The 26,338-nt window shown below is 59.4% G+C and carries 26 protein-coding genes; 9 read left to right on the top strand and 17 right to left on the bottom strand.

The annotated features are described in order from the left end of the window. Nucleotides 1-19: 19 nt before the first annotated feature. The gene (locus ACR0I8_RS01805) at nt 20-268 is read right to left on the bottom strand and encodes a hypothetical protein (RefSeq protein WP_170373882.1); all 249 of its coding nucleotides are present in this window, start codon (nt 266-268) and stop codon (nt 20-22) included. A gap of 221 nt (nt 269-489) precedes the next feature. Further along, a complete protein-coding gene (purF, locus tag ACR0I8_RS01800; protein WP_170373881.1) occupies nt 490-2,013 on the bottom strand; it encodes an amidophosphoribosyltransferase in 1,524 nt (507 codons plus the stop codon). Between the two features lie 358 nt (nt 2,014-2,371). On the opposite strand from purF, the gene ACR0I8_RS01795 reads away from it, so the two are divergent. Then, complete coding sequence (locus tag ACR0I8_RS01795) at nt 2,372-2,518, top strand: hypothetical protein (RefSeq protein WP_170458575.1); 147 nt, start codon at nt 2,372-2,374, stop codon at nt 2,516-2,518. A gap of 95 nt (nt 2,519-2,613) precedes the next feature. Here ACR0I8_RS01795 and ACR0I8_RS01790 read toward each other — a convergent pair whose 3' ends face one another. The 4 genes from ACR0I8_RS01790 to ACR0I8_RS01775 form a co-directional block, all read right to left on the bottom strand. Further along, complete coding sequence (locus tag ACR0I8_RS01790) at nt 2,614-3,204, bottom strand: CvpA family protein (RefSeq protein WP_170641868.1); 591 nt, start codon at nt 3,202-3,204, stop codon at nt 2,614-2,616. 40 nt (nt 3,205-3,244) lie between these two features. Continuing rightward, nucleotides 3,245-4,609: a DNA repair protein RadA gene (gene radA, locus ACR0I8_RS01785; protein ID WP_170483608.1), complete on the bottom strand. Its 1,365-nt coding sequence runs from the start codon at nt 4,607-4,609 to the stop codon at nt 3,245-3,247. A gap of 120 nt (nt 4,610-4,729) precedes the next feature. Then, a complete protein-coding gene (locus tag ACR0I8_RS01780) occupies nt 4,730-5,512 on the bottom strand; it encodes a kinetochore Spc7 family protein (RefSeq protein WP_170688769.1) in 783 nt (260 codons plus the stop codon). 156 nt (nt 5,513-5,668) lie between these two features. Beyond that, complete coding sequence (locus ACR0I8_RS01775; RefSeq protein WP_170374335.1) at nt 5,669-6,115, bottom strand: paraquat-inducible protein A; 447 nt, start codon at nt 6,113-6,115, stop codon at nt 5,669-5,671. A 104-nt stretch (nt 6,116-6,219) separates the two neighbouring features. Between ACR0I8_RS01775 and ACR0I8_RS01770 the strand changes: the two genes are divergently transcribed. Continuing rightward, nucleotides 6,220-6,648 carry an acyl-CoA thioesterase gene (locus tag ACR0I8_RS01770; RefSeq protein ID WP_170486860.1) on the top strand — a complete coding sequence of 143 codons (429 nt, stop codon included), beginning with the start codon at nt 6,220-6,222 and terminating at the stop codon, nt 6,646-6,648. On the opposite strand, the gene ACR0I8_RS01765 is transcribed toward ACR0I8_RS01770, so the two are convergent. From ACR0I8_RS01765 to ACR0I8_RS01720, 10 genes are all read right to left on the bottom strand, one after another. Continuing rightward, complete coding sequence (locus ACR0I8_RS01765; protein WP_170688768.1) at nt 6,645-7,391, bottom strand: ATP-binding cassette domain-containing protein; 747 nt, start codon at nt 7,389-7,391, stop codon at nt 6,645-6,647. The genes ACR0I8_RS01770 and ACR0I8_RS01765 overlap by 4 nt on opposite strands. Further along, entirely contained in the window at nt 7,388-8,170 is a 783-nt protein-coding gene (locus tag ACR0I8_RS01760) for an MlaE family ABC transporter permease (protein WP_170458563.1), read from the bottom strand. Before ACR0I8_RS01760 ends, ACR0I8_RS01765 begins: the two co-directional genes overlap by 4 nt. Then, nucleotides 8,167-9,201: an alanine racemase gene (alr, locus tag ACR0I8_RS01755; protein ID WP_170688767.1), complete on the bottom strand. Its 1,035-nt coding sequence runs from the start codon at nt 9,199-9,201 to the stop codon at nt 8,167-8,169. The genes ACR0I8_RS01760 and alr overlap by 4 nt, the downstream gene beginning before the upstream one ends. 226 nt (nt 9,202-9,427) lie before the next feature. After that, nucleotides 9,428-10,471 (bottom strand): Hint domain-containing protein, encoded by a 1,044-nt coding sequence (locus tag ACR0I8_RS01750; protein WP_480702670.1) that lies wholly within the window; start codon nt 10,469-10,471, stop codon nt 9,428-9,430. A 106-nt stretch (nt 10,472-10,577) separates the two neighbouring features. Then, complete coding sequence (locus ACR0I8_RS01745) at nt 10,578-12,068, bottom strand: replicative DNA helicase (protein WP_170688766.1); 1,491 nt, start codon at nt 12,066-12,068, stop codon at nt 10,578-10,580. 259 nt (nt 12,069-12,327) lie between these two features. Next, on the bottom strand, nt 12,328-13,005 hold the full coding sequence (locus ACR0I8_RS01740; RefSeq protein ID WP_170373870.1) for an orotate phosphoribosyltransferase: 678 nt from the start codon (nt 13,003-13,005) through the stop codon (nt 12,328-12,330). Nucleotides 13,006-13,146: 141 nt separating this feature from the next. Then, a complete protein-coding gene (locus tag ACR0I8_RS01735; RefSeq protein ID WP_170688765.1) occupies nt 13,147-14,328 on the bottom strand; it encodes an ammonium transporter in 1,182 nt (393 codons plus the stop codon). 198 nt (nt 14,329-14,526) lie between these two features. Then, nucleotides 14,527-15,003 (bottom strand): CinA family protein, encoded by a 477-nt coding sequence (locus tag ACR0I8_RS01730; protein ID WP_170688764.1) that lies wholly within the window; start codon nt 15,001-15,003, stop codon nt 14,527-14,529. Continuing rightward, nucleotides 15,000-15,497 (bottom strand): phosphatidylglycerophosphatase A family protein, encoded by a 498-nt coding sequence (locus tag ACR0I8_RS01725; protein ID WP_170688763.1) that lies wholly within the window; start codon nt 15,495-15,497, stop codon nt 15,000-15,002. Before ACR0I8_RS01725 ends, ACR0I8_RS01730 begins: the two co-directional genes overlap by 4 nt. After that, nucleotides 15,494-16,624, bottom strand: coding sequence for a bifunctional 2-C-methyl-D-erythritol 4-phosphate cytidylyltransferase/2-C-methyl-D-erythritol 2,4-cyclodiphosphate synthase (locus ACR0I8_RS01720; RefSeq protein WP_170688762.1), 1,131 nt, complete (start codon nt 16,622-16,624; stop codon nt 15,494-15,496). The genes ACR0I8_RS01725 and ACR0I8_RS01720 overlap by 4 nt, the downstream gene beginning before the upstream one ends. Before the next feature lie 182 nt (nt 16,625-16,806). Here ACR0I8_RS01720 and dusB point away from each other — a divergent pair, with 182 nt between their 5' ends. The 7 genes from dusB (at nt 16,807) to ACR0I8_RS01685 (ending at nt 25,849) form a co-directional block, all read left to right on the top strand. After that, on the top strand, nt 16,807-17,790 hold the full coding sequence (dusB, locus tag ACR0I8_RS01715) for a tRNA dihydrouridine synthase DusB (protein ID WP_480702668.1): 984 nt from the start codon (nt 16,807-16,809) through the stop codon (nt 17,788-17,790). Beyond that, nucleotides 17,787-18,875, top strand: coding sequence for a two-component system sensor histidine kinase NtrB (locus tag ACR0I8_RS01710; protein ID WP_170659687.1), 1,089 nt, complete (start codon nt 17,787-17,789; stop codon nt 18,873-18,875). The genes dusB and ACR0I8_RS01710 overlap by 4 nt, the downstream gene beginning before the upstream one ends. After that, nucleotides 18,875-20,242: a response regulator gene (locus ACR0I8_RS01705; RefSeq protein ID WP_170373863.1), complete on the top strand. Its 1,368-nt coding sequence runs from the start codon at nt 18,875-18,877 to the stop codon at nt 20,240-20,242. Before ACR0I8_RS01710 ends, ACR0I8_RS01705 begins: the two co-directional genes overlap by 1 nt. A 99-nt stretch (nt 20,243-20,341) precedes the next feature. Then, nucleotides 20,342-22,630 carry a sensor histidine kinase gene (locus ACR0I8_RS01700; RefSeq protein ID WP_170688760.1) on the top strand — a complete coding sequence of 763 codons (2,289 nt, stop codon included), beginning with the start codon at nt 20,342-20,344 and terminating at the stop codon, nt 22,628-22,630. Then, nucleotides 22,627-24,036 carry a nitrogen assimilation response regulator NtrX gene (gene ntrX, locus ACR0I8_RS01695; protein ID WP_170373861.1) on the top strand — a complete coding sequence of 470 codons (1,410 nt, stop codon included), beginning with the start codon at nt 22,627-22,629 and terminating at the stop codon, nt 24,034-24,036. The genes ACR0I8_RS01700 and ntrX overlap by 4 nt, the downstream gene beginning before the upstream one ends. A gap of 18 nt (nt 24,037-24,054) precedes the next feature. Further along, on the top strand, nt 24,055-24,645 hold the full coding sequence (locus ACR0I8_RS01690; RefSeq protein WP_170688759.1) for a helix-turn-helix domain-containing protein: 591 nt from the start codon (nt 24,055-24,057) through the stop codon (nt 24,643-24,645). 43 nt (nt 24,646-24,688) lie between these two features. Next, a complete protein-coding gene (locus ACR0I8_RS01685; RefSeq protein WP_170688758.1) occupies nt 24,689-25,849 on the top strand; it encodes an MFS transporter in 1,161 nt (386 codons plus the stop codon). Here the strand turns inward: ACR0I8_RS01685 and ACR0I8_RS01680 are convergent. Continuing rightward, the gene (locus tag ACR0I8_RS01680; protein WP_170641851.1) at nt 25,837-26,316 is read right to left on the bottom strand and encodes a hypothetical protein; all 480 of its coding nucleotides are present in this window, start codon (nt 26,314-26,316) and stop codon (nt 25,837-25,839) included. The two genes, ACR0I8_RS01685 and ACR0I8_RS01680, sit on opposite strands and share 13 nt — an antisense overlap. Between the last annotated feature and the right edge of the window lie 22 nt (nt 26,317-26,338).

The following is a 26,338-nucleotide window of genomic DNA, read 5'->3' as shown; positions in this document are numbered from 1 at the left end:
TCGGGTCGTCAAGAGGGCGCTAGCCCCCCGGAATTCCAATCCGGCGAGTCTGGCCGCTTTGTCGCAGCATGATCCCGTGTTCATCAATGGCGACAACGGTGCCCGACGCCACGCGGCTTCCTGGCTTGACCTCTTTTACACGCCCCGATGACAAGCGCATCAACGCGCGCAGGTCGGCTTTCGGGCCAAAGACACCCAGAACCGAGACCGAATTTCTTTTCAACGCGCCCCGCTGCGTGGCCGCGCTTTTTACATTGGCATTTGGCATTTTCTGCGGCTCGAACCCGGTTCGAACCCCTTGTGTGAGTGGTGGTGAAGCGCTGCCTACCAAACCGCAAAGTAAATCAAAAGATCACCCCGCTCGCATCAGATCACGGCGAGGTGAGGGGGCCGGAAGCCTTTGCAATCAGGCCATTCTCATCGGCAAAATCCAGCCAAAGCCGTGGCGATGCCCACGGCCTGCGTTGTTTTCTGATTCGCGTTGTCTCTTTAGCCCGACGCCAGTTTCGCCGCGTTCCACGACCCGCCAACAACCTGCATGTCTTCGCGCTTTTTGCTGACGCGGGTGCTGTTTTCGAGGCTGTCGAGATAGTCACCGCTTACACTGCCGGTGATGTAGTTGCCGTCAAAGCAGGAACAGTCGAACGCCTCGATCTCGGGGTTGCCTTCTTTTGCGGCCCAGATCAGATCGTCGAGGTTCTGATAGAACAGAGCATCCGCACCCAGTTCTTCGCGAATTTCTTCGATCTCTTTGCCATTGGCGATCAACTCGTGCTTGGTGGGCATGTCGATGCCATAGACATTGGGATATTTCACCGGGGGCGAGGCGCTGGCGATATAAACTTTCTTGGCGCCGGCCTCACGACACATCTGAACAATCTTCTTGATCGTATTTCCGCGCACGATCGAGTCGTCGATCAGCAGGACATTGTGATCCTTGAACTCCAGCGGAATGGCGTTCAGCTTGCGGCGAACGGATTTCTGGCGCTCTTCCTGACCGGGCATGATGAATGTCCGACCGACATAGCGGTTCTTCACCAGACCTTCGCGATAGGGAATGCCGGTGATCTTGGCGGCCTCAAGCGCCACGGGGCGGGCGCTATCAGGAACCGGGATGATCCGGTCGATCTGAAGACCAGAGTCCTGGATCTGTTTGGCCAGCGTTTGCCCCATACGCATCTGGGTTTTGTAGACCGAGACGCCGTCCAGAAGGGAATCCGGACGGGCCAGGTAGACATATTCAAAGATACAGGGCGTCAACTTGCCTTCGACGGCCTGAAACTCGTGCATATTGCCGTCCAGATCAATCAGGATAGCCTCGCCCGGGTTCAGGTCACGGATCTTGGTAAAGCCGTTGATACCAAAGGCCACATCCTCAGAGGCGAAGGCGTAGTCATTACCATCGCCCTCGGTCTCGCGGATTGCGACCGAAAGCGGACGAATGCCGTGCGGGTCGCGGAAGGCCAGCATGCCCACACCTGCAACAAGGCAGATGACCGAGTAGGCACCCTGTACACGCTCCATTGTCATCTTCACGCCGGCAAAGATGTTGCGAATGGGTTCGGCATTGCCATTCACCTTGATCGCGTCGGCCACCTTGTCGGCCAGAACGTTCAGCAGGATCTCGGAATCTGACGTGGTGCGCAGGTGACGGCTGTACTTTCCGGTGACTTTTTCGCGCTGCTCAGCCGTGTTAGTGATGTTGCCGTTATGGACCAGATAAATCCCGTAAGGCGCGTTCACGAAAAAGGGCTGTGCCTCGGACGCGCTGAGCGACCCTGCGGTGGGATAGCGCACATGGCCCATGCCGACCTTGCCCAGAAGAGTTTCGGCGTCCGTCGCATTGAACACGTCTTTGACCAGACCGTTGGCTTTTTTCTCGCGAAAGAACTCACCGTTGTATGTGACGATCCCAGAGGCATCCTGACCCCGGTGCTGCAGCATCAACAGCCCGTCATAGATTTCCGCAAACACATCATGTGTCCGGCTTGCGATCCCCAAAATCCCACACATTTACGGGCTCCAATTACTATGACGTTTTGACGAGAGGGTTGAGTGACGGCCGGATAGGGAGGGGTCGTACCGTTCGTATCTTGCAGGCCAGACGGTGCATTATCACCGCATTGCAGGCAGATGAACATTGAAAGGACAAACCCGACAGCTCCGATTCCGTGGCAGTTTGGCCTCCACATACTGCCTTAGAACGCGGCTGTCATCAAACGATCACATTTCTATAGGCCGCAGTTCCGATTTCTTCAGTTGCGGCGTGGTGACATATGAATTCATTTGTGCTGACATATGCATAATTTCATCGCGGATCTTATCGGGGAGGGGGCCAGAATGTGGCAGGAACGCTCACCAAACAAGAAAGATGAGCCGCCCAAAAGGCGCTGCCATCGGTGCCGCGGCATGGGGCGTGCGCCGTGCCCGATCTGCAATGGGGCAGGTGAAGTGGTCAAAAGCCGTGATATTCTGGGTAAACCGATTTCCAGCCGCTGTGATGGCTGTTTCGGTTTGAAAACCACTCGCTGTACGGTCTGCGGGGGTGAGGGGTTCGTTCAATGAAAAAAGCCCGGTGCGAGGCCGGGCTTTTCGATTAACATTCTGTATGAATTAGCTGTCGGTGGTTTCCGCAGCAGGGGCCGAGTCGCCTGCGGTGCAGCTGGCCACCAGTTCTTCGTATTGTGCAGTGACCCAACCCAGCGCTGCCTCGGGGTTTTGTTCTTCGATCTGGGTGCTGAACTGTTCGAACACCTTGGCAGAGCGGCTTTCATCTACCAGAGTGTAGGACTGGCCGGTCATCACGGTGTCGTAGACAAAAAACGCGATAGCGACCAGCAGGATGCCACGTGCGATGCCGAAGAAGAAGCCAAGCGCCTGATCCAGACCACCCAGTGCCGACCGTTGCACCAGCGATGAAAATAGCGGCGTGAAAATGCTGACGATGATCAGGGCGATTGCAAACACGGCTGCAAAGCCGGTGATTACCGATAATTCGCAGCTGTCACGCAGGAAGTCTCCGACCACCGGGATTTCTTTGACCAGCGGCACGGCCTGCGGTGCGAAGATGAATGCGAGGACAGCTGCTGCCACCCAACCCGCGATGGCAAGAACCTCGCGCATGAAACCGCGCGAATAGGCCAGAATGCCTGACAGCACGATGATCAGGGCCACTACCCCGTCAATAATTGTAAAACCTTCCATGGCCCTCGCCTGTTCTTTTTCTGCCCCTCAGGGCGGGACTTTAACCTGCTCCGAAGGTTTCGCCAACAAACCCAACCAAATCGGAGGGTCGGGTGAGTGTCAGACCTGCCACAGTACCGGTTTTGCCGCCCGCCGGAGCGATTGCCGATGTGAAACCAAGTTTTTGTGCTTCTTTCAACCTGTTTTCGGTCTGAGGGGCCGGTCTAAGTGCCCCGGAAAGCGAGATTTCTCCGAAAACGACCGTATCGGCGGGCAGGGCGCTGTCTTCTCGTGCACTTAGTAACGCTGCGGCAACAGCCAGATCGGCGGCGGGTTCACTGACCTTCAGCCCTCCGGCCACGTTCAGATAGACGTCGAGACCCGCGAAGGGGATGCCGCAGCGGGCCTCAAGCACGGCGAGGATCATCGCCAGCCGTCCGCTGTCCCAACCGACGACGGTACGACGGGGTTGCGAATGCGGTGACGGGGCGACGAGTGCCTGCAATTCCACCAAAACAGGGCGAGTGCCCTCGATCCCGGCAAAAACGGCCGAGCCGGGGCTGGGCGTGCCGCGTTCTGACAGGAACAGAGCCGAGGGGTTGGTGACCTGCGCCAACCCCTTGCCCGTCATCTCGAACACGCCGATCTCATCTGCAGGACCGAAACGGTTTTTGACTGCACGCAGGATGCGGAACTGGTGGCCGCGTTCGCCTTCGAAATAGAGAACGGTGTCGACCATATGTTCGACGACGCGGGGGCCTGCGATCTGACCTTCTTTTGTGACATGGCCAACCATCACGATCGACACACCGTGTCGTTTCGCAAACGTGGTCAATTCATGTGCTGCGGCCCGGACTTGTGACACCGAGCCGGGCGCGCTGTCCACATTGTCGGCCCACATGGTCTGAATCGAGTCGATGATGGCGAGGCCGGGTTTTTCAGCCTCAAGCGTCGTCAGGATATTGCGCAGATTGGTTTCTGCCGCCAGTTGGACCGGCGCGTCCTCGAGCCCCAAACGGCGAGCACGCATACGGACCTGCGCGCTGGCTTCTTCCCCCGAGACATAAATTGTTTTGACGCCCGCGCGCGCAAACCGAGCAGCGGCTTGCAGCAGAAGGGTGGATTTGCCGATGCCGGGGTCTCCGCCCACCAACAGGGCCGAGGCAGGGACGAGGCCTCCGCCCAGAACGCGGTCAAGTTCATCCACCCCGCTGAGCGTACGGGGTGGCGGGGTCTCCTCGGTCGACAAGTCCGTGAGTGCAATAGACTGGCCCCGCTTGCCGCCGAGGGATTTCTTGGCCGGACCCGCCGACAGGGGCACGTCCTGGGTGATCGTGTTCCATTCGCCGCAGGCGTCGCACCGCCCGGACCATCTTGTATGTGTCGCACCGCAGGCCGAACAGGAGAAAGAAGTCGTCTTTGCCATGAGGCCTTTGGTGCCCGAGGATGGGCGGTTCTTCAAGCCCTTGTGGGCTTTCATCTCCGCCGGTGGCGCGCCGCGTCCTCAGGCCCTGTGGGCCATCGGGTGCGCCGGGCGCTGACGCGCCTATTCCGCAGCGCGAGGGGGCGACATGGCGACCACGCTGGACGCGCTTGGGTCGCTGCCGTCGGGTGGTGTCTGCAATTGCGCTGAAAGTTCGGGGAGGAGGTCGAACAGTTCATCTCGTAGGCGCGTCAGTTGGGATTTGGCGATGGATTCCTCGATCTCGATATCGCGGGTCCATTGGCTGAGTTCATGCAGGATGGTCTGGGCGTCCTCGATCCGTTGCTGGAAAAGTTCGACCTCTTCCTGCCGCTGTTTCAGGAATGTGCGGGCGCGTTCGACCCGGTCGTTGCCATAGGTTTCGGCCAGTTCGTGGCTGATCTGGCTCATCTGAGCAGCGGTTTCCAGGATCTCAGGTTCCAACGCCTGAAGGTTGGGATGGTCGCGCAGAAACGCCATACGCTCCTTGACCGCATCGAACTCCGAGGCCAGAGCAAAAACGCCGCTGCGGTCGGCAGCATGGGCGACTTGGTACGCTTCGACGATGTCTTGCATGTTCAGCGAGAACTTCCTGTGCGCGTTCTCGAGCGCCATCATTCGGGCGCTGGAGGGCAGGTAGAAGCCCAGCATGAGAATCAGGCAGGTCAGGCCGATCTGAACAAAAATGCCCGCGTCGATCACGCCGGTCTGGCCGAATCCGGCCTGAAGAGACAGCCAGGGCAAAACCCCCAGCGCCGAGAGTGAGGTTGCAACCACCGCGCCAAGGGCTGCGATGCAGATCATGAAAAAAGTCAGTCTTAAAAAGGCATTCTGAAATTGCAATGTAATGTTGTTGAGGGCGGGCATGGTCGTCCATCTCCTTCTCAAACCGATACAAATCGGGCCGAAGCGGAGGACATATCAAACACGCAAGGTGATCCTCTGCGGACCCGTACACGACTAGAACTTTGCTGCTCGAAATATAAAGATGATACTTAGAAATGTGTTTTCAATCAACACGGTCTAAGCTTTTCGTGAAGTGGATGTCATCTCGGTAATATATCCCAGCGCGATCGAGGCCAGAATGCAGCCCGTAAACAGGTAGAGGCCCCAGGCCGTCTCGATGGTCGCGTAAGAGATCCCCTTGGCCAGCGTGATATAGAGCGCGATGAGGAAGATATCGGCCATGGCGAGCTTGCCGAGGATGTTCAGTGCGGGTTGGACGCGGGGGTCCAGCAGGTCCCATTGGATCAGTGCGGTGCCGATGGTTTTGATATAGGGCGCGAAGAGGGCGAAAACGGTGACGACCAGCGCGAGGAAGATGTCGGATTTCCAGAGGGATTGGAGGCCAGTGATGACGCTGATTTCGGATAGGCCAAAGATTGGCAGCAGGCCCGCGCGCATCAGCGGGGCGAACCACGCGATGGGGTAGAGGATCAGGAGCGAGAGGGTGGCGAGGCGGAGGGTCATTGGCTGTGCGTCTCGGCGAGATTTCAGATTTTTGCGGCGATGTTTTGTTATGGTTAACTTAAACCGGTACTCGCCACTGAGTTATTTTTAGACGGGGAGGAACGATGTCGGGTTTTGTGGCCTACAAGTCAATTGTCGATCCATCGGACTGTGATTTTCTGGGGCATATGAATGTGTCCAAGTATTTTGCGGCATGCTCGGATTCCGTTTTTGCGTTGCAGGCAGAGCTGGGGCTTACGGCCGAAGACATGCGTTCGGGGCGAAAGCTATCCTTTGCGGTGGTCCATGCAGACAGCAATTTCCTTTCGGAATTGAGTGCCGGCGAAGCGATCCAGATGGAAAGCGAAATCCTGGAGGTAGGAACGAAATCCATGACCTTCAGCCACAAACTAATTCGAGTTGCGGACAGTAAAACGACATTTTCCACTGTTTTCAAATGCGTCTTGCTCAACCTGCAGACAAGGCGCGCAGAAGCTATTCCGCAGGACGTTATCGAACGTTCGACTAGGTGGATGGCAAAGAGCGAAGATTAACGCACTGCCTCAATCGGCCCTTCTGCACTCCCGCTGATGAACTGCTCCAGATACGGATCGCCCGAGGCATCCATCTGACCCACTGGTCCGGTCCACTGGATCACCCCGTCATGCAGCATCGCCACGTTGTCGGCAATTGCGCGGACGGAGGTCATGTCGTGGGTGATGGTCATGGCGGTTGCGCCCATCTCGGTCACGATCTCGCGGATCAGATCGTTGATGACGCCGGACATGATCGGGTCCAGCCCGGTTGTGGGTTCGTCGAAAAAGATGATCTCGGGCTCGGCGGCGATGGCGCGGGCAAGGCCCACGCGTTTCTGCATCCCGCCCGACAGCTCGGACGGAAAGCGGTCAGCGACGTTGGATTTCAGGCCCACGCGGCGGAGTTTCTCGATTGCGATCTCGCGCGCCTCTTCCGTGGGGCGTTTCAGTGACCCGCGTAGCAGGCGGAAGGCGACGTTCTGCCAGACCGGCAACGAGTCGAACAGGGCCGCGCCCTGAAACAACATGCCAAAGCGCGCCAGGAATGCGTCGCGGTCGCCCTTGCTGGCGTCCTTGCCGTCGACATAGATCATACCGCTGTCGGGTTTGATTAGGCCGAGGATACATTTCAGCGCGACCGATTTGCCCGTGCCTGACCCTCCGATGATCACCATCGAGGTGCCTTTGGGGATCTCAAGGTTCATGCCTTGCAGCACGTGGTTGTCATCAAAGGACTTTTTGACGTTCCCCATCCGGATCATAGCGAGAAGAACACTCCTGTCAGAACGAAGTTGGCGGCGAGGATCAGCACGGCTGCGGCCTCGACCGAGCCTTTGGTGGCGCGGCCCACACCCTGTGCGCCCCGGCCCGAGTTCATGCCGTAGTAGCAGCCCATGATTGCCGCGATCAGGCCGAAGGCAGCACCCTTGACAAGGGATGAGACGATGTCGCGGGCTTCAAGAAAGTTCACCGTGTTTTGCAGATAGGCAGCCGGGTTGAACCCGAGGTTTTGTGTCGCCACCGTATAGCCGCCCATGATGCCGATGATGTCCCCGATGCCGACAAGGATTGGCACCGTGATCAGCGCCGCCAGAACACGCGGAGCGGTAAGGTATTTCATCGGGTGGGTCGACAGGGTGACCAGCGCGTCAATCTGCTCGGTCACTTTCATCGTAGCAATTTCGGCCGCGATCGAGGAGGTCACGCGAGCCGCGATCATCAGACCGACCAGCACCGGGCCAAGCTCTCGCACCATGCCGATGGCAACGATCTGAGGGACCACGGCCTCGGCATTGAACCGCGCGCCGCCTGCATAGATCTGCAGGGCCAGCGCGCCGCCGGTGAAGATGGCGGTCAGGCCGACCACGGGCAGCGACAGCCAGCCGATATTCAGCAGCGCCATTGCGATTTCGCGCGGGTAGTAAGGGGGGCGCAGGATGTGCGAAAGCGAGTCCAGAGCGAACAGGGTCACGCGCCCAAATGCGGCCAGCAGGGTCAGAACTGTGCGGCCCAACCCACCCAGCAGAGACAGTGGGTTCATTCCACATACCCTCGTGAATAGCGGCGGCCCATTGAGGTCAAGATTTCATAGCCGATGGTGCCGGCGGCCTCGGCCAGATCATCGACGGTCTGATGCCCGTTGAGGATGCGCAGTTTCTCGGGCTCAAAGCCCAGATCGGTGACATCGATGGTGATCAGATCCATCGAGATTCGACCGACAACCGGGCAGGGTTGGTTTCCTGCGAAGGCGTCAATGCCGCCGCCGATAGCGCGGTGTAGGCCGTCGGCGTATCCAGCTGTGACGGTTGCGATCTTCGACGGGCGGCGTGCCGTCCAGCTGTTGCCATAGCCCACGGTTTCTCCGACCGCGACGTCGCGCACTTGCACGACTGGCAAATCGACGGTGACGACGGGCTTGGCTTCGGCAAAAGGCATCCCGCCATATAGGCCGATGCCCGGGCGGCAGAAGTCAAAGTGGAATTCAGGCCCCAGCAAGGTGCCTCCGGTGGCTGCCAGAGACCGGGGGGCTGTCATACCGTCGGTCATCCCGCGAAACGCGGACAGCTGCTGCTGGTTCATTGGGTGGTGCGGCTCATCCGCGCAGGCCAGATGAGACATCACAACCGCCGGGTTCAACGCCTCGGCCTGGGAGCGCAACTCGGCCCAGTCGGCGGGCTCCAGCCCAAGACGATTCATGCCGGTGTCGAGTTGAATGCCGAACCCATGTTCAGGCAGAGCCTGTTGGTGGCGTTGGAATTGCTCGCCCGAATTGATCAGGGGTATCAGGTCGTGATCGCGCAGCAGCTCGGTATCCCCGTCCATATGGCCTGAGAATACAGCGATCATCGGGCCGGGCCCGACCGCCTCGCGAATTTCTGCGCCTTCTTCGGCGACGGCGACAAAAAACTTGCGGACACCTTCCTCGGCCAATGACCAGGCGACAGGTTCGGCCCCAAGACCATAGGCGTCGGCCTTAACTACGGCGCCGGTTTCGACATCCGTTTTTGCATCGAGCGCCCGCCAGTTACTGGCGAGCGCCTGAAGATTGATCGTCAAACGTGCGGTACTCATGGAGTTGTTCATGACACTGGAACGCGGCAGGTCAAGAGGGGATCGCACACAACCTGTCAGGAAAATCCGCAAGATAGGCGGCATACGGCCATCTGACGCAGGAATTTGGGCAGGATTGAGGGGCTTTTGACTGGCAGTGATGCGCGTGTTGGGATTGTGCAGCGATACAAGTCAAAGGTCTTTTGAACGGCGGATCGTTCAGAGTGACCCACGCGGGCGGTCCGTCTTATCGCCGCTCGTCAAGCAGGGGCTTGTTGTTGTTAAGATGCCGGGTCACCAATTTTCGCTGGCGCTTTTTGCTGGGAATGTAGCGCGCGGGCTGTGGGGCGGCAAAGAGAGCCAGTTGCGGGAACAGCAGCATCAACTCTGCGCGTGAGGCTTCGTCCATGGATTGCAGCGCCTGCGGGCCGGTAAACAGACTTTCGCTGGGCGCGTCTTCGGCAAACAGCACCACGTGGCGGTCGAACACAAGGTGGTGATAGATCACCTGCGAGACACTGGTGTCGACGAAAACGCCGGGCATTCGGGTCAACTGAATGGCCGAGACTAAAACGGATTCGGTCCCGAACATGCGCTGCGCAATCGGAGATCGGATCAACATCCGATGCTGGCGCGAGACCATAAGATCACGTTTCGGCAGCGACTGCCCAAGCGCTCCAGCGACGATGCGAACCGGAAACAGCCGCGGGGTCTTTATCAACTCGGCCCGGCTGAGGCTGCGCGACAGGGTCAAACGCAGTGTCTCGGGCGGGCCATCTTCGGTCAGAACCTGATCTCCGGTGCAGAGTGCCTCAACGGGAATCTTGCCACGAGGGGTGCCGATCAGAGTGCCCGTTGTGAAACAGGGCGCGCCGGGGCTTGGGTTGGGGTTCTCGACGAAGTTCACCCCATCGGTCGAGGTTAGAGACGAGGTGTCATCTGTCCCGTTGCTGCCAATCTGGGTAGAGGTCTGCCCGCTGGCCGCGCCCTGCGTTGCGGTGACCTGATTGTCGAAGGACACAAAGCTGAGCACCGTGCCATTGTCGTCCAGCGAAACCGCGCCCAGACGGTTGATCCGGGCCGAGACCACGTAATAGTCGAAACCGCTGACCGTGTTCACCGGCACAGTGTCGACATCGGTCGAGCTTCGGACCGAGCCGTTGGCGTTGTAAACCTGCACCCTCAGGCCCGAGACATCCGTACCGGTCGGAACGCGGATTTCGATGAAATCCCCGTCTGGCGCAAAGTTAGGCCCGTTTCTGTATCGTATTTCCGAGATGATTGCGGGCAATGACGTAGGCCTTGCTAAAATCCGGCAGTACGTGCCGTCATTCAGTACACACTAACACACGACGATTACCATTCAAAATCGGCTGTTTGAATATTTACGGTGACTTTTAGTAACTTTCGATCTCGCCGCCCTGTTGCCAGGGCTTGACCAGATTGCCAAAGCGGGTGAACTGCGCCTCGAACGACAGCTCGACCGTACCGATGGGGCCGTGGCGCTGCTTGCCGACGATGACCTCGGCTTTGCCATGCAGGCGCTCCATGGCCTGTTTCCATTCTTCCATCTTTTCCAGCTCGTGATCGCCGGGCTTTTCGCGTTCCTTGTAGTATTCCTCGCGGAATACGAACATCACTACGTCGGCATCCTGTTCGATCGAGCCCGATTCCCGCAGGTCAGACAGTTGCGGGCGTTTGTCGTCGCGGCTTTCCACCTGACGGCTCAGCTGGGACAGGGCGATGACCGGGATGTTCAGCTCCTTGGCAATCGCTTTCATGCCCATCGAGATCTCGGCGATCTCGTTGACACGGTTGTCCGACATGCCCCGGCACAGCTGTAGATAGTCGATGACCAGCAGGTCCAGCCCGTGCGTCCGCTTCAACCGCCTTGCCCGCGCCGCGAGCTGCGAGATCGGCAGGGCGGGCGTGTCGTCAATGAACAGCGGGCAGGCTTCCAGTTCCTTGGCGGCATCGACGAAACGGCGGAACTCGGCCTCGGTCATGTCACCTTGACGGATCTTGTGGCTGGAGATTTCCGAGGCTTCGGCCAGAACACGACCCGCCAGCTGTTCGGCGCTCATCTCAAGCGAGAAGAACCCAACCACACCACCATCAATCGCGCCTTCGCTGCCATCGGGTTTCAGTCCGCGCTTGTAAGCCTTGGCCACGTTGAACGCCACGTTGGTCGCGAGCGAGGTTTTACCCATCGACGGACGACCCGCAAGGATGATCAGGTCAGACGGGTGTAGACCTCCAAGCTGTTTGTCCAAGTCGGCCAGACCGGTGGAAATCCCTGCCATGCCACCACCGCGCTGATACGCTTCGTTGGTGACGTTGACGGCTTCTGTGACCGCCTTGAGGAAGGATTGAAATCCCTGTTCGGTCTGGCCCTGCTCGGATAATTGATAAAGCTGTTGCTCGGCCTCGACGATCTGTTCTTTGGGCTCGCTGCTGACATCCACCCGCGCCGCCTTGTCCGAGATATCGCGGCCCAGCCGGATCAACTCTCGCCGGATGGCGAGGTCATAGATCATCTGCGCATAGTCATGCACCGCAAAGGCACTGATCGACGCGCCTGCCAGTTTGACCAGATAAGCGGGGCCGCCCAGTTCCTTCAGGCCCTCATCCTCGGCCATGAAGGATTTCAGCGTCACGGGCGAGGCCAGCGCATTCTTGGCGATGCGATTGGCCGCGACCTCATAGATGCGGGCATGAACCGGGTCGTAGAAATGTTCCGCCCCGATGATCGAAGCCACCCGGTCATAAAGATCGTTGTTGGTCAGGATCGCACCCAGAAGCTGCTGCTCAGCCTCAATGGAATGCGGCATGGTCTCGGCGTTTTGAATCTGTGCCGCTGCCTGCTCGATACTGCTGATCTCGTTCATCTTGTCCCCGCTGCCCGTTCCGAGGTTCTACACGCCAAGCCCCGGTTCAAGCTATCTGCAAATGAATGGGGGTAAGTTGGGATAACCGCCCCCGGCTTCGGGATAACTGCCCATCTGAATGGGGATAACTTCCGCCCAGTTTTGCACGTGACGAAAGCTATCGCAACATTTGGTGCAATGGGCGCGAATTTCGACTAGATAGGCGCGCTTTGGATCGATTCGAAAATCAAATATCCCCAGCTTACCCACAGGCCGAATTTTACGATTTATTCGCGTCCTGCCACCCGCGCGGGTCGTTCAGGAAGGCTTCGACACCGCTAAGGGTCTCTTCGTCAAAGGCCTTTTGTGCCTTGGCCTCGGCCAGAACGTCCCACCACGTACACAGCGAATGCAGCTTCACGCCGTGTTCGCCGAGGGTCTTCTCGGTCTCGGGGAAGATGCCGTAGTAGAAGATCACCGCGGTATGGCCGCAGGTCGCGCCCGTTTCACGGATCGCATCGACGAAGGACAGCTTGGAGCCGCCATCGGTGGTCAGATCCTCGACCAGCAGCACGCGTTCCCCTTCGGTCATCGCGCCTTCGATGCGGGCGTTACGGCCGTAGCCTTTGGGCTTTTTGCGCACATAGGTCATGGGCAGGGCCATCCGCTCGGCGACCATGGCGGCAAAGGGGATGCCCGCCGTTTCACCGCCCGCGATATTGTCAAACGCCTCGAACCCCGCCTCGCGCATCACGGTGATGGTCAGGAAATCCATCAGGGTTGAGCGGATGCGTGGGTATGAGATCAGCTTGCGGCAATCGATATAGGTGGGGCTGGGCAGACCGCTGGCCAGTGTGAACGGCTCGCGCGAGTTAAAGTGAACGGCCTTGATCTCCAGCAGCATCCGCGCGGTCAGGCGGGCGATTTCAGAGCTGTCGGGAAATGAACTGGGGATCATGGCGCAAACCTCGGGGCTGAAAGAGTGTTGCGGGCTGATAGCCTGTCCATCGGCCCGGAGTCGAGAGGGCCGAACAAAGAAAAAGCGGACCCGCGACAGGTCCGCTTTTGCCCTTGCGGGCAATGGGCAACTAAGGTGGGCTTAGCTGCTCATGTCATAGGCGCGCTCGCCGTGTACAGACAGGTCGAGGCCGTTTGTCTCGGTCTCGGCGTCTACGCGAAGCGGGGTGATGGCTGCAACCACCTTGATCAACACAAAGGTGACAACTGCCGTAAAGGCACCCACAATCACGAGGCCTCCCAGTTGTGCTGTCCATGTGCCTAGGCCAAACAGCGCAATCATCAGGGTGCCAAAGATGCCCCCGACACCGTGCACGGCAAAGACGTCCAGCGTATCGTCGATGTTCAGCTTGTTGCGGATGATAAAGACGGCTTCCTGACACAGAACACCGGCCACTGCCCCGATGATCAGCGCCTGCACAGGCTCCACAAAGCCCGAAGCCGGAGTGATTGAGGCCAAACCCGCAATGGTGCCGGTGACCAGACCCACCATCGAGGCTTTGCCAAAGCGGATCTTCTCCCACAGTGCCCAGGTCAGGGATGCAGTTGCAGCGGACAGATGTGTAACGGTCATGGCCATTGCGGCGCCTCCGTCAGCGGCCAGTTGCGAGCCGCCGTTGAAGCCGAACCATCCGACCCACAGCATCGCGGCACCGATCATGACAAAGCCCGGATTGTGCGGAGGCGTCGTGCGGTTGCGGCGCGGGCCGAGGATCAAGGCGATGATCAGCGCGGCCAGACCGGCGGTCTCGTGAACAACAATGCCCCCAGCAAAGTCGCGCACACCGATCTCACCCAGAATGCCGCCATCGGACAGCATCCCTCCGCCCCAGATCCAATGGACCACCGGCGCGTAGCACAGCAGCATCCATAGGCCCGAGAAGGTGAGGACGAAGCCAAAGCCGACCCGCTCGACATAAGCGCCGACGATCAGGGCGGGGGTGATGATCGCGAAGGTCATCTGAAAGGCAAAGAACAGGATTTCGGGCAGGGTGCCAGCCAGACTGTCGGTATCTACACCGTTCAGGAACGCTTTGCCCAATCCACCCCAGAACCCGCTTTCACCGGGTCCGAAGGCGATGGAATAGCCCGCTACCAGCCAAAGGATGCTCATTAAACAGGCAATCGAGAAGCAGTGCATAAACACACTGAGGACATTTCGGGCACGCACAAGCCCGCCATAGAACAGGGCAAGGCCCGGCAATGTCATTAACAGGACCAGTGCGGTTGCCACAATGATCCAGGCTGTATCGGCTCCGTTCATGGGCCGGTCTCCTTTTTTGCCGTTTGGGCGTCGGCCGGGCAAACCGCCACGGCCGACACCTCGTGAGTGGTGTGCGGCGGGTTGAAGCTGAGCTGGATCGAGGAAAAAAGAGGCAGAGGAGCAAAAAGACGCCTATTTTGACGGCTTTTTGTCAACTGACGCATAATTTTGCGTCATGGTGACGTCTTTGCTGTAAATTTAAGCGGTTTGCGAAAGACCGGAATAAAGCATTTCCAGTGCATGATCCCGCGCGGCCTGACGAACCCTTTCGCGCCCCAGAGCGCCGAACTCGACAGTTTCGGTGCGCGTAGGTTGCCCTGCGGCAGCAAGGCCAAAGCACACCCGACCTTCGGGTTTGAATTCTGACCCTCCGGGGCCTGCGATGCCAGTGATCGACACGGCCAGTTGCGCGCGCGACTGCCTCAGTGCGCCATCGGCCATTTCTTGTGCGACCTGCTCTGAGACCGCGCCATAGGCGTTCAGTGTCTCTCCGCGCACACCAAGCATCTGCTGTTTGGCGTCGTTGGTGTAGGTGACGAACCCGCGGTCCACCACGGCCGAGCTGCCGGGGATGTCGGTCAAGGCAGCAGCCACCATGCCGCCCGTGCAGCTTTCTGCGGTCGCAATCATGATGCCTAGCTCTATGGCACGGTCCAACAGCTCAGATACGGTCATAGGCCCAACACTCCATGTGCGATCCCGGCCAGAACCATCACACCGATGGCGGCAAAAACACCGGCGATCACATCATCCAGCATCACGCCCATCGCGTCTCCTTTGCGATCGGCCCAGCCGACCGGGCCGGGCTTGGTGATGTCGAACAGCCGGAACAGTAAGAAGCCCGCGACCCAACCGGGCCAGAGCGCGGTAATCTCGATCCCGTGTGCCCAGCTTGGGTAGGAAATGGCCCAGAGCGCGATGAACTGGCCCGCGACCTCATCAACCACGATCTCGGACGGGTCGTGGTCCTCTTGCCCAGCGGTCATCACCTTGATGGCCCAAAGCCCTGCGATGAACACCACGAGCGTCGCGAGGAAGAGCAGGGGGAAGCCGCCCAAAACATGCAGGACCCAGACCAGGGGCAGGGCCGCAAGCGATCCCCATGTGCCGGGGGCAGGGCGCAGATATCCGACGCCGCAAACGGTTCCGATCAGACGCGCGATGTTCATGTTTTCACCAGACATGCCGTGGCGAGCGACGCGATCCCTTCGCTGCGGCCAGTAAAGCCCAGACGCTCGGACGTAGTTGCCTTGACCGAGACCTGATCGGTGCGCAATCCCATGATGTTCGACATTTCTTCTTTCATTTTCGGGGCATGAGGGCCGATCTTGGGGTATTCGCAGACCAGCGTACAATCGACGTTCGAGATGCGGTAGCCCATCGCCTCGGCCAACTCGACCGCATGGCGCAGGAAGATCTCGCTGGCTGCGCCTTTCCATTGCTGGTCCGAAGGGGGGAAGTGCTGGCCGATATCCCCTTGTGCTAGCGCGCCGTAAATCGCGTCGGTGACCGCGTGCATCCCGACATCCGCGTCGGAATGCCCTTGCAGCCCGCGTTCATGCGGAACCTTCACGCCGCAGAGGATCACGTGATCGCCATCGCCAAAACGATGCACGTCATAGCCGTTGCCCAGCCTCACATCCATATTCATTCCCATTATCCGTTCCGCCCGTTCAAAATCCTCAGGGCGGGTGATTTTCAGATTGTCCGCATCGCCCGGCACAATGCGAACTTCAAGACCTGCGGTCCGTGCGACCTCAACATCATCCGCGGCTCCGCCGGGATGCGCGGCATGCGCCTTGACGATGGCATCGTAGTCAAACCCCTGAGGGGTCTGCGCCGCGAACAGGTTGCAACGGTCCTGCGTACCAGAAACCGAGCCATCATGCCCGTTCCAAAGCGCATCCGTAACAGGTAAACCGGGGGCTGCGGCCTGATGGGTGTCCAAAGCGTTCAGAACGTTCTGAATGAGATGAGCTGAGACACAGGGCCGCGCCACGTCATGGATCAGCACGCGGGTCACTTGGTGATTTTCCAATGTCTGCAATCCGTTACGAACCGAACTTGCCCGATCTGTACCGCCTTTGGCCAGTATTAAGTCGGTGTCACGAAACTCCTCCCAAGCCCGGGCGTCTTCGTCCGACAAGACCAAAACGATGTGGTCGACAAGGCCACGAAACCGGTCGAGCGTCCAATCCGCCACGCGGCGACCGGCCAGCGCGCGCCATTGCTTGGGCGTGCCGCCTCCGGCGCGCAATCCACGCCCTGCGGCAACGATTATGGCAGCTGTGGTCATGGTCGGGTTTCTCCGGAATGCTGCGCTTTGTTTAGGGGGCGGTGAATGCAGAGGCAATCACCCATGGTAATGTGATTAAAAAATAGGCAAGTGATGATTTTGCAGGCTTGATGACTGTCGTTTTGTTGTTCATATGCTTCGAATTCGATATCAAACCCGCAATTGCCCAAGGATTAAGCACGTTGACGCTGCACCTCGCCGACAAAACCGTATCTCCGCCTGTCTTGCTGGCCCCGATGGCTGGAATCACGGATCGCCCGTTCCGCGATCTGGTGATGCGTTTTGGCGCGGGCATGGTGGTCAGTGAAATGGTTGCTAGTCAGGAAATGGTGCAGGCCAAACCCGGTGTGCGCGAACGAGCTGAGCTGTCGGCGGATGTAGAGAACACAGCCGTTCAACTGGCCGGGCGTGAGGCATATTGGATGGCCGAGGCTGCCCGTCAGGTGGCAGATCGTGGCGCGCGGGTGATCGACATCAACATGGGCTGCCCTGCCAAAAAGGTGACCAACGGGTATTCCGGCTCAGCCTTGCTGAAGACACCGGATCACGCCCTGAGCTTGATCGAGGCCGTGGTTGAGGCCGTCGGTGTCCCCGTGACGCTGAAAACGCGGCTTGGATGGGATGACGCGTTGCTGAACGCGCCTGACGTGGCGCGCCGGGCCGAAGAGGCAGGGGTCCAGATGGTCACGATTCACGGACGCACACGGTGCCAATTCTACAAAGGCCGTGCCGATTGGCAGGCGATCCGAGCAGTGAAAGAGGCTGTCTCGATCCCCGTCATCGCCAATGGGGACATCGTGGATACGCACGCGGCCCGCGCAGCGCTGAAGCAATCGGGCGCGGATGGTGTCATGGTTGGCCGAGGGGCGCAGGGCAAGCCGTGGCTGCTGGCGCAGATCTGCCATGAGGTCTATGGCACCGACGCGCCGGAGATCCCCGAAAGCGCGGATCTGATCGACATGGTGCGCGCGCATTATCAGGCGATGCTGAGCTTTTATGGCACGGACCTTGGCCTCCGCGTCGCTCGCAAACATCTGGGCTGGTACATGGATGAGGCCGGAACGCCCGCGCCTCTGCGTCGGGCGGTTCTGACCTCTCGCGATACGGATGAGGTGCTGCGCCTGTTGAGTGACGCGCTGGAGTGTCAGCAGGGAGTGGCCGCATGACCTCGGATCAGAGCATCTGGAACTCGCTACCCGTTCCAGCCTTCATCATCGATCAGGACGACCGAATTGCGGATGTGAACTCCTCGGGCGAGGGGTTCCTGAACGCCTCGCGCAAGTCGGTGATCGGCCACCCCGTCTGGGATCAGATCGCCGTTGATGCTCCCCTAGAGGAAGCCTTTGACCGCGCGCGTGCTCAGGGAACGCCTTTGTTCGTCAACGATGTGGATGCCGGGTCCGGCAACCGCGCACCGCTACAATGCGCCTTGCAGATTGCGCCACTGGTTGGGCATCCTGGGTCGATGATCATGATCATATCTCCGCGCGAATTGGCGGGGCGCATGACTCGGGGCAATACGGTCAAATCCGCCGCGCAGTCCGCCATCGGAATGGCGGAAATGCTGGCGCATGAGATCAAGAACCCACTGGCGGGGATCACCGGCGCCGCGCAATTGCTAAGCATGAATATCGCGCCGCAAGATCTTGAACTTACAGATCTTATCGTTGCCGAAAGCCGCCGGATCGTGAAACTGTTGGAGCAGGTCGAGCAGTTCGGAAACCTGCAGCAACCGGATTTCAAGCCGGTCAACATCCACGATGTTCTCGACCGCGCCCGCCGTTCGGCTTTGTTGGGTTTTGGCGCGGATATGGCCATTGTCGAGGACTATGACCCATCGCTGCCACTGGCCTTTGGGGACCCGGATCAACTTCTGCAAGTTGTTCTGAACCTGTTGAAAAACGCCTCCGAGGCGGCGGGTCCGCAGGGCGGTACAATTCGTCTTCGCACCTATTTCGAGCATTCCTTCCGCCTGCGCCGCAGCGATGGATCGGGACATTCGCTGCCGCTGCAAATCGAGATCATCGACGATGGACCGGGCCTGCCGGAGAAAATCCGCAGTGACATCTTTGACCCCTTTGTCTCGGGCAAGGAAAACGGGACAGGGTTGGGGCTGGCCTTGGTCAGCAAGATCATCTCGGACCACGACGGCTGGATTTCCGTTGATTCCGTTCCAGGGCGGACCGTTTTCAAATTGTCGCTGCGCCGTGCGCCGGCTGAAAACAAAAAACCGAAAGAGGAGAGTATCTGATGGATGGCACCGTTCTGGTCGCGGATGACGACCGCACGATCCGCACCGTTCTGACACAGGCTCTGACGCGCGCCGGATGTAAGGTGCATGCCACGTCCTCGCTGACCACGCTGATGCGCTGGGTTGGCGAAGGCAAAGGGGACGTGGTGATCTCGGACGTAGTCATGCCGGACGGTAACGGCTTGGAAATGCTTCCAAAGATCGCCGAGGACCGTCCTGGCTTGCCGGTGATCGTGATCTCGGCTCAGAACACGATTATGACCGCGATCCAAGCGGCCGAGGCGGATGCTTACGATTACCTGCCCAAGCCGTTTGACCTGCCAGACCTGATGAAGCGGACCGCGCGCGCCTTGGAACAGAAACAGCGTCTACAGTCCGACCCCGAACCCCAGGAGAATGAACGCCCGGATGAGTTGCCTCTGGTCGGGCGCACGCCGGTGATGCAGTCGCTTTATCGTCTGGTGGCGCGGGTGATGAACACCGATCTTTCGGTCATGATTTCTGGTGAAAGTGGGACCGGTAAGTCTCTGATTGCGCGTGCTATTCACGACTTCTCGGATCGTCGGACCTTGCCGTTTGTGACGGCGACTGCGGCTGATCTGCGTGACCTCGAAGGCCCCGCACGCGTTATGGCGCGGGTGCGTGGCGGGACGCTGTTGATTGATGAGATCGCCGATATCGACGACGAGATTCAGGCGCGGATCGTGCGGATGATGGACACGCCGGGCGACCACGTGCCGCGCTTCATGGCCACCAGCCAATCGGATCTGACCGCCGGGATGGAGGGCGGGCGTATCCGTCAGGACCTCTACTACCGCCTCTGCGGCGCAACCATCCATGTCCCGGCCCTGCGCGAGCGGGTGGATGATATCACCTTGTTGGCCGAGCATTTTCTGGCCCGTGAGGAAAAGGACCTTGGGTCCAAACGCTGGCTCAGCGCTGATGCGGTTGAGCTGGTCCGGCGCTATTCCTGGCCGGGCAATGTACGGCAGTTGGAGAACGCGATCCGCAGGCTCAGCCTGACCAGCCGGTCCGATGAGATATCGAAAGCCGAGGTTGAGATGGTTCTGGGCAGTCAGCCCGAAGCCGAGCCCGTTCTGGGCGGAGGCGAGCGTGAAAAACTGGCAACCTCGGTTGAGCGCCACCTACGCCGCTATTTCGATCTACACGGCAATATGCTGCCGCCGCCGGGCCTGTATCAGCGCATTCTGCGCGAAGTTGAGGCCCCGTTGATCGAAATCGCGCTGGAGGCCACCGGCGGAAACCAGGCAAAATGCGCGGATTTACTTGGGATTAACCGAAATACGCTGCGGAAAAAGATCACGGACCTCGATATTCAGGTGACACGCCGTCGCAAACTGATGTAATATCGCCACACAAAGCGTGGCATTCGGGTATCGCCCGGGAATAGACCACGAGATATGGCGGTTCGCTGCGAAAGCAGCACATCAGGATGAGGGCAGACGGTGGCAACCCGGGCACAGAGCGGGATTCTCCCATCGGTTAACCGGTGGCGCAGATCCCGGAAACTGCGCAATTACAGCACCTTCGGGCTGGTTCTTCTGGGGCCGGTCTTGGCGCTTGCGACATATCTTGTCATTGGTCCTTTCGATCTGGGCGCAACTGCCCCGACGTTGCGCCTGATTCTGCTGGCCGACCTCGTTTACGTGCTGGTCGTTGCGGCCCTCGTGCTGGGGCAATTGGGCAGTCTGATCGCGGCGCGGCGGGCCAAATCGGCGGGGTCGCGCCTGCATTTGCGTTTGATTGGCGCGTTTACACTGCTGGCGCTGGTGCCGACGGTGACGGTCGCGATCTTCGCCGGGCTGACGGTGAATATCGGCCTTGAAGGCTGGTTCTCGGACCGGGTTCGGCAGGTTGTGGGGTCGTCGCTGACGGCAGCCGAGGCTTATGAGCTTGAGCATCGGCAGGGCCTGACACAAGACGCCGCCGTTCTGGCGCTTTTCCTCGACAATGCGCGCGCCCGCGATTTCTACATTTCGGATGCGGAATTGCGCGAGGTTCTAGCGCAGGGGCAGGCTCAGATCCAGCGTGGCCTGCGTGAAGCCTATGTGATTGACGGCGACGGTGAGATCCGGTCGCGTGGCGATCGCTCTTACCTGTTTAACTACGAAGCGCCGACCCCCGAGCAGATGGCCACAGCCACCGAAAGTGGCCTTCTGATCATCGCGGATTGGCAGAACAACGAATTCCGCGCGCTGGTGCCCTTGCAGGCGTATCTGGACCGCTACCTCTATGTCAGTCGTGAGGTCGACGGCCAGTTGCTGACGCTGCTGGATGACACTAAGGAAACCGCGCAATTCTATCAGCAGCTTGAAAGTGAACGCGGGCGGGTGCTGTTCGAGTTCGGTCTTCTTTATCTCGGCTTTGCTCTAATCCTGATCCTTGCCGCGATGTCGCTGGGGATGTGGTTCGCGGAACGCCTCTCGCGGCCCGTTGGGCGCCTGACCACAGCTGCTCAAAGGGTCGGTGCGGGCGATCTCAGCGTGCAGGTGATCGAAGAGGCCAGCGATGACGAAATTGCCATGTTGGGTCGGTACTTCAACCAGATGACACGGCAGCTGAAAGGCCAGCGGGACACGCTGCTCGAAAACACTCGCCAAATCGAAAGCCGCCGACGCCTGTTCGACTCGGTGCTGAGTTCGGTGACCTCGGGCGTTGTGGGCGTGGACCCGGAAGGGTGCGTGACCTTCGTCAACCGCTCTGCCGAGCGGCTGCTGGATTGGTCCCGGGGCGAGGAGCATCTGGCCATTGGCATCGCCGTGCCCGAATTCCTGCCTCTGTTCGAAAGCCTGAAAAGCAGCGGGCAAGAGGCGGTGCAAGGTGAGATCAAGGTCACCCGCAAAGGCCAGTTGGAAAACCTGCTGGTGCGGATGGCCACGCGGCGGGGCGAAGATGGCGGGCTTGAGGGCTATGTTGTGGCCTTTGATGACGTCACAGATCTGGTCAGCGCGCAGCGTATGGCCGCGTGGGGCGATGTGGCTCGGCGGATTGCACATGAGATCAAGAACCCTCTGACCCCGATTCAGCTGAGTGCGGAGCGGATCAAGCGGAAATTCTCGCGCAAGCTGGATGAAGAGGATTGCGATATCCTTGTCTCCATGACCGACGTGATTGTGCGTCAGACCAATGACTTGCGCCGGATCGTGGATGAGTTCTCGAAGTTCGCGCGCATGCCCGAGCCTGAACGGAGCGAAGAAGATGTTGTTGCGCTGGTGCGCGAGGCGGTGCTGCTGCAACAGGCTGGTCAGCCCGAGGTGCAGATTGATGCGGATCTTCCAGACCAACCGATCCCTGTGGATGTGGACGCGACCATGCTGAATCAGGCGTTTACCAACCTAATCAAGAATGCCGGGGAAGCCATTGAAACCTTGAAGGAAAAGGGCGCTCCTGAAAACCTGAAGCCGCAGATCAAGGTGGCGGTTTCCAGCGACGATGCTGGGACGATCATCACCATTGCGGACAACGGGATCGGGCTGCCGGAAGACCGTGCGCGGTTGTTTGAGCCCTATGTAACCACACGCGACGAAGGGACCGGGCTGGGCCTGCCCATCGTCAAGAAGATCATCGAAGAACACGGCGGAGCGCTGACGCTAGAAGACGCGCCCACCTTTGACGGACAGGACCATTTCGGCGCGATGGCTGTGATCCGTTTACCGGGGGCGAACCTCCCACCCAATTCAGCGCCACAGAAGCAGGCGATTAAAACCAACATAATGAAAGCAGGCCAAAGATGAGCGACATTCTGATCGTAGATGACGAACGCGATATTCGCGAACTGGTGTCCGACATTCTGGAGGACGAAGGCTATTCAACCCGGCTGGCGGCGAACTCGGACGAGTGCATGTCGTCGATTAATTCTGAGCCGCCAGGGCTGTTGATCCTGGATATCTGGCTGAAAGACAGCCGTATGGACGGGATTGATATTCTGAAGGCGGTAAAGCGCGACAATCCGGATGTGCCGGTGGTGATCATTTCGGGTCACGGCAATATCGAGATCGCCGTCGCCGCCATCAAACAGGGCGCGTACGACTTTATCGAAAAGCCTTTCAACATCGACCAGTTGATGGTCGTGATCCGCCGCGCGATGGAGACCTCGCGCTTGCGTCGCGAGAATGCATCGCTGAAACGCAAAGAGGTCAGCTGTTCGGACATGATCGGCAAATCAGCATCGTTCCGGGCGATGCAGGGCCAGTTGGACAAGGTCACCAAGTCGAACGGTCGCGTAATGCTGAGCGGTCCGGCCGGGTCGGGCAAGGAAATCGCAGCGCGCTATATCCACGCGCATTCCAACCGGGCCAATGCGCCCTTCGTGACGGTCAATTGCGCCGGGATCGAGCCAGAGCGGGTCGAAGAGGTTTTGTTCGGGCGCGAAAGCAGCGAACGCGGTGTGGAGCCGGGCCTGCTGGAAGAAGCGCACGGCGGCGTGATCTATTTCGACGAAGTGGCCGATATGCCCTTGGGCACCCAGTCCAAGATCTTGCGGGTTTTGGTCGATCAGCAATTCCAACGCGTTGGCGGCTCGGACAAGGTGCGGGTTGATCTGCGCGTGATTTCCTCGACCAATAAAAACCTCGATGATGAGATCGTGGCCGAGCGTTTCCGCGAAGAGTTGTATCACCGCCTGAACGTTGTCCCGATTGACGTCCCCTCGCTAGAGGACCGTCGTGAGGATATTCCGGTTCTGGCACAGCATTTCATCGAAATGTGCAATGAAACGCAGGGCTTGCCGGTTCGGGAACTGTCCGAGGAAGCGGTTGCTCTGCTGCAGACCATGACCTGGCCGGGCAACGTCCGTCAGTTGAAGAACCTGATCGAGCGTGTCCTGATCCTCGGCGATGGCACAGGCCCGATTGAGGCGCGCGAGCTGCCGAGCGATGAGGACAAGGCCGAGGATTCGGGTCGTGTCGTCCTGTCCGGTGCGCTGGCCACTCTGCCCCTGCGCGAGGCGCGCGAGGCGTTTGAGCGGGAGTATCTGCTGACCCAGATCAACCGGTTTGGCGGCAATATCAGCCGCACCGCCAGCTTCGTCGGGATGGAGCGCAGCGCGCTGCACCGCAAGCTGAAATCGCTGGGTGTTGTGACCTCGAACAAATCGGGCGCGCGCGTTGCCCAAATTGATGAGCCGGAACCGGCAGAGTAATCTGCTGGGAAGGTCACGATGGGCATCGGCGCGCCAACCACGGGCAAGCGGCTTGAGATTCGGGGCTATCCGGGCTTCGGCAAACGCCTGAAACGGTTGCGCCGGTCCGTCGGGTACAAACAGGCCTATCTGGCCGAGCTGCTGGAGGTGGATCAGGCCACCATCTCACGTTGGGAGAGAGGCGGGCAAACGCCGCCTCCGGACACGCAACAAGCGGTCTTTGCCGTGCTTGGTCCAAAGCGTTCCGATGACAGTGCGTTGCGGCGCTTGGTGATGAATTCCTCCGATTGCCTTCATCTGGTCGAAGAGGCGAGCCATAAATGCCTTGCCTATTCCGCCAGTCGGGCAAGGGACTGGAAAACCAGCCAGAACGCGCTTTTGGGCGTGTCGCTCTGGCAGTTTGCGACCGAAGAAATCCAGAAGGCCGAGGCCGAGTTGGAAGCCGAAGGGTGGTGGGATATGCACACGCCCGCGCCCAAGGCTTTCCAGACTTCCGAGGCCATTCACGACCGTATTCGGATCAGTGCCGGACAAATCTTCTGGGAACGTCTCTACCTGTCTGACGGCACGCCGGTTCGTCTGGTCAGCGGGACGAAAGCAGGCGCATAATTTATGCGTTCCGTGGGCTGAGTAGGCGCTGTAAAAGCGCCCCATGATGCAAGCATTTCAGGTTCTTCTCCTCTGGCTGGCCGGTCTGGGTGCGGCCACGCAATTTGCCAAGATTGCCGTGCCGTTTCCCGAGCTTGTGCTGCTTTACCCCGATCATGCCGAGAGTATGGGGTGGCTGTTGTCGATCATCAGTCTTCTGGGCGCGGTTCTGGGTGCGGTGTCCGGTGCCGTCGTGGGGCGCGTCGGGGCGTTGAAACTGCTCATTGGCGGGTTGTGTCTGGGCGGCGCGCTGTCGATCTTTCAGGCGAGCCTTCCCGGGTTTAACACAATGCTGGCCACCCGGTTTGTCGAGGGGGTCTCGCACCTCGCCATCGTCGTCGCTGCGCCCACGCTGATCGCTCAGATCACCAGTGGCAAGGCGCGCAATATCTCGATGGTGTTGTGGAGCACATTCTTCGGCGTGGCCTTTGCACTGAACGCCTGGATCGGCCTGCCGGTCGTTGAGCATTTCGGGTTGCCCTTTTTCTTCGCTCTGCACGGGGGCTTGATGATCGCCATCGCGGGTCTGATCCTGCTTTGTGGACTGCACGTTCAACCATCTCAGGATGTTGCGCCTTGGCGTTGGAGCGAACTCCTTGACGTGCATCTGCGCACTTACCGGTCGCCCTTTATATCGGCTCCGGCCATAGGCTGGTTCTTCTACACCTTAACCTTCGTCTCTTTGCTGGCCATCCTGCCCGGTCGGCTGCCCGATGGGCTGGCCGCTACGGTCGCAGGCTTTATGCCCTTGGCAGGCATTGTTCTGAGCTGGCTTGCGGTTCCGATCCTGTTGTCTCGCACGTCCTGCGTTGCGGTCGTAAACCTGGGGTTTGCGCTTGGCATGATGGCTATCGCAGGGGTGTTTCTTGGCGTGCCGCTCGAACTTGTTTGTATATTTCTGTTTGCGGTGCTGGGCCTCGTGCAAGGGGGTAGCTTTGCTGCCGTGCCGATCCTGAACCAAACGCCCGAGACGCAGGCCCTCAGCTATGGGGCCATGGCACAGATGGGCAATGCGGGGAACCTTTTAGGCACGCCTGTTCTGTTGGCTGTCCTTGGGCGGACGGGTGAGGCCGGCATGTTGATCACAGTGATCGGAATCTACGCGGCTGCGATCCTTGCGCATGTCGCCTTGGCGCGAAAACGAGCGCTCCGTCAGCCGGCCTGACCGGGCGTGATGATCTGAAACGACCCGTCATCGAATTTGACGAAGCAGGATTCCGTATTCAGCGGAGGCAGGGTCGTTGTACGGGTCGCCGGAACGCGGGATTTCACCCCGGATTTGCAGGGCGGCAGACTGACGGGTCGAAACCCTTTCTGCGCCATGCACTGTGCCTCAACCGTGTTGCGCAGCGGTTGGTTGACGTCGACCGTGTATATGCGCCCAGGCTCCCACCAACCGCCACTGCGATAGCACCGTCCGCTCCCGTCGCAATAGGTGCGGCCTGGCCAATAGGTCGGCGGCCCCTGACGGACCTGGTTGGCAACCGGTGCCTGTTCAAGCGCCTGAACCTTACACTGAGTGGTTTGTTCCTGCATCTTCGAGACGCTTTCCCCTTCGCGATAGTATATGGAAAGCGGGCCGCAGGCGGTCAGCAGCATCACTGGAACAAGCAGGGGAACGAGTGTTTTCATATGCTTATTCTGCCCGAAAAGG

It is taken from the genome of Ruegeria sp. BG9 (assembly GCF_056538305.1).
Note: the sequence above shows the minus strand (reverse complement) of the source record. Positions and strands in the feature narration are given on the sequence as shown.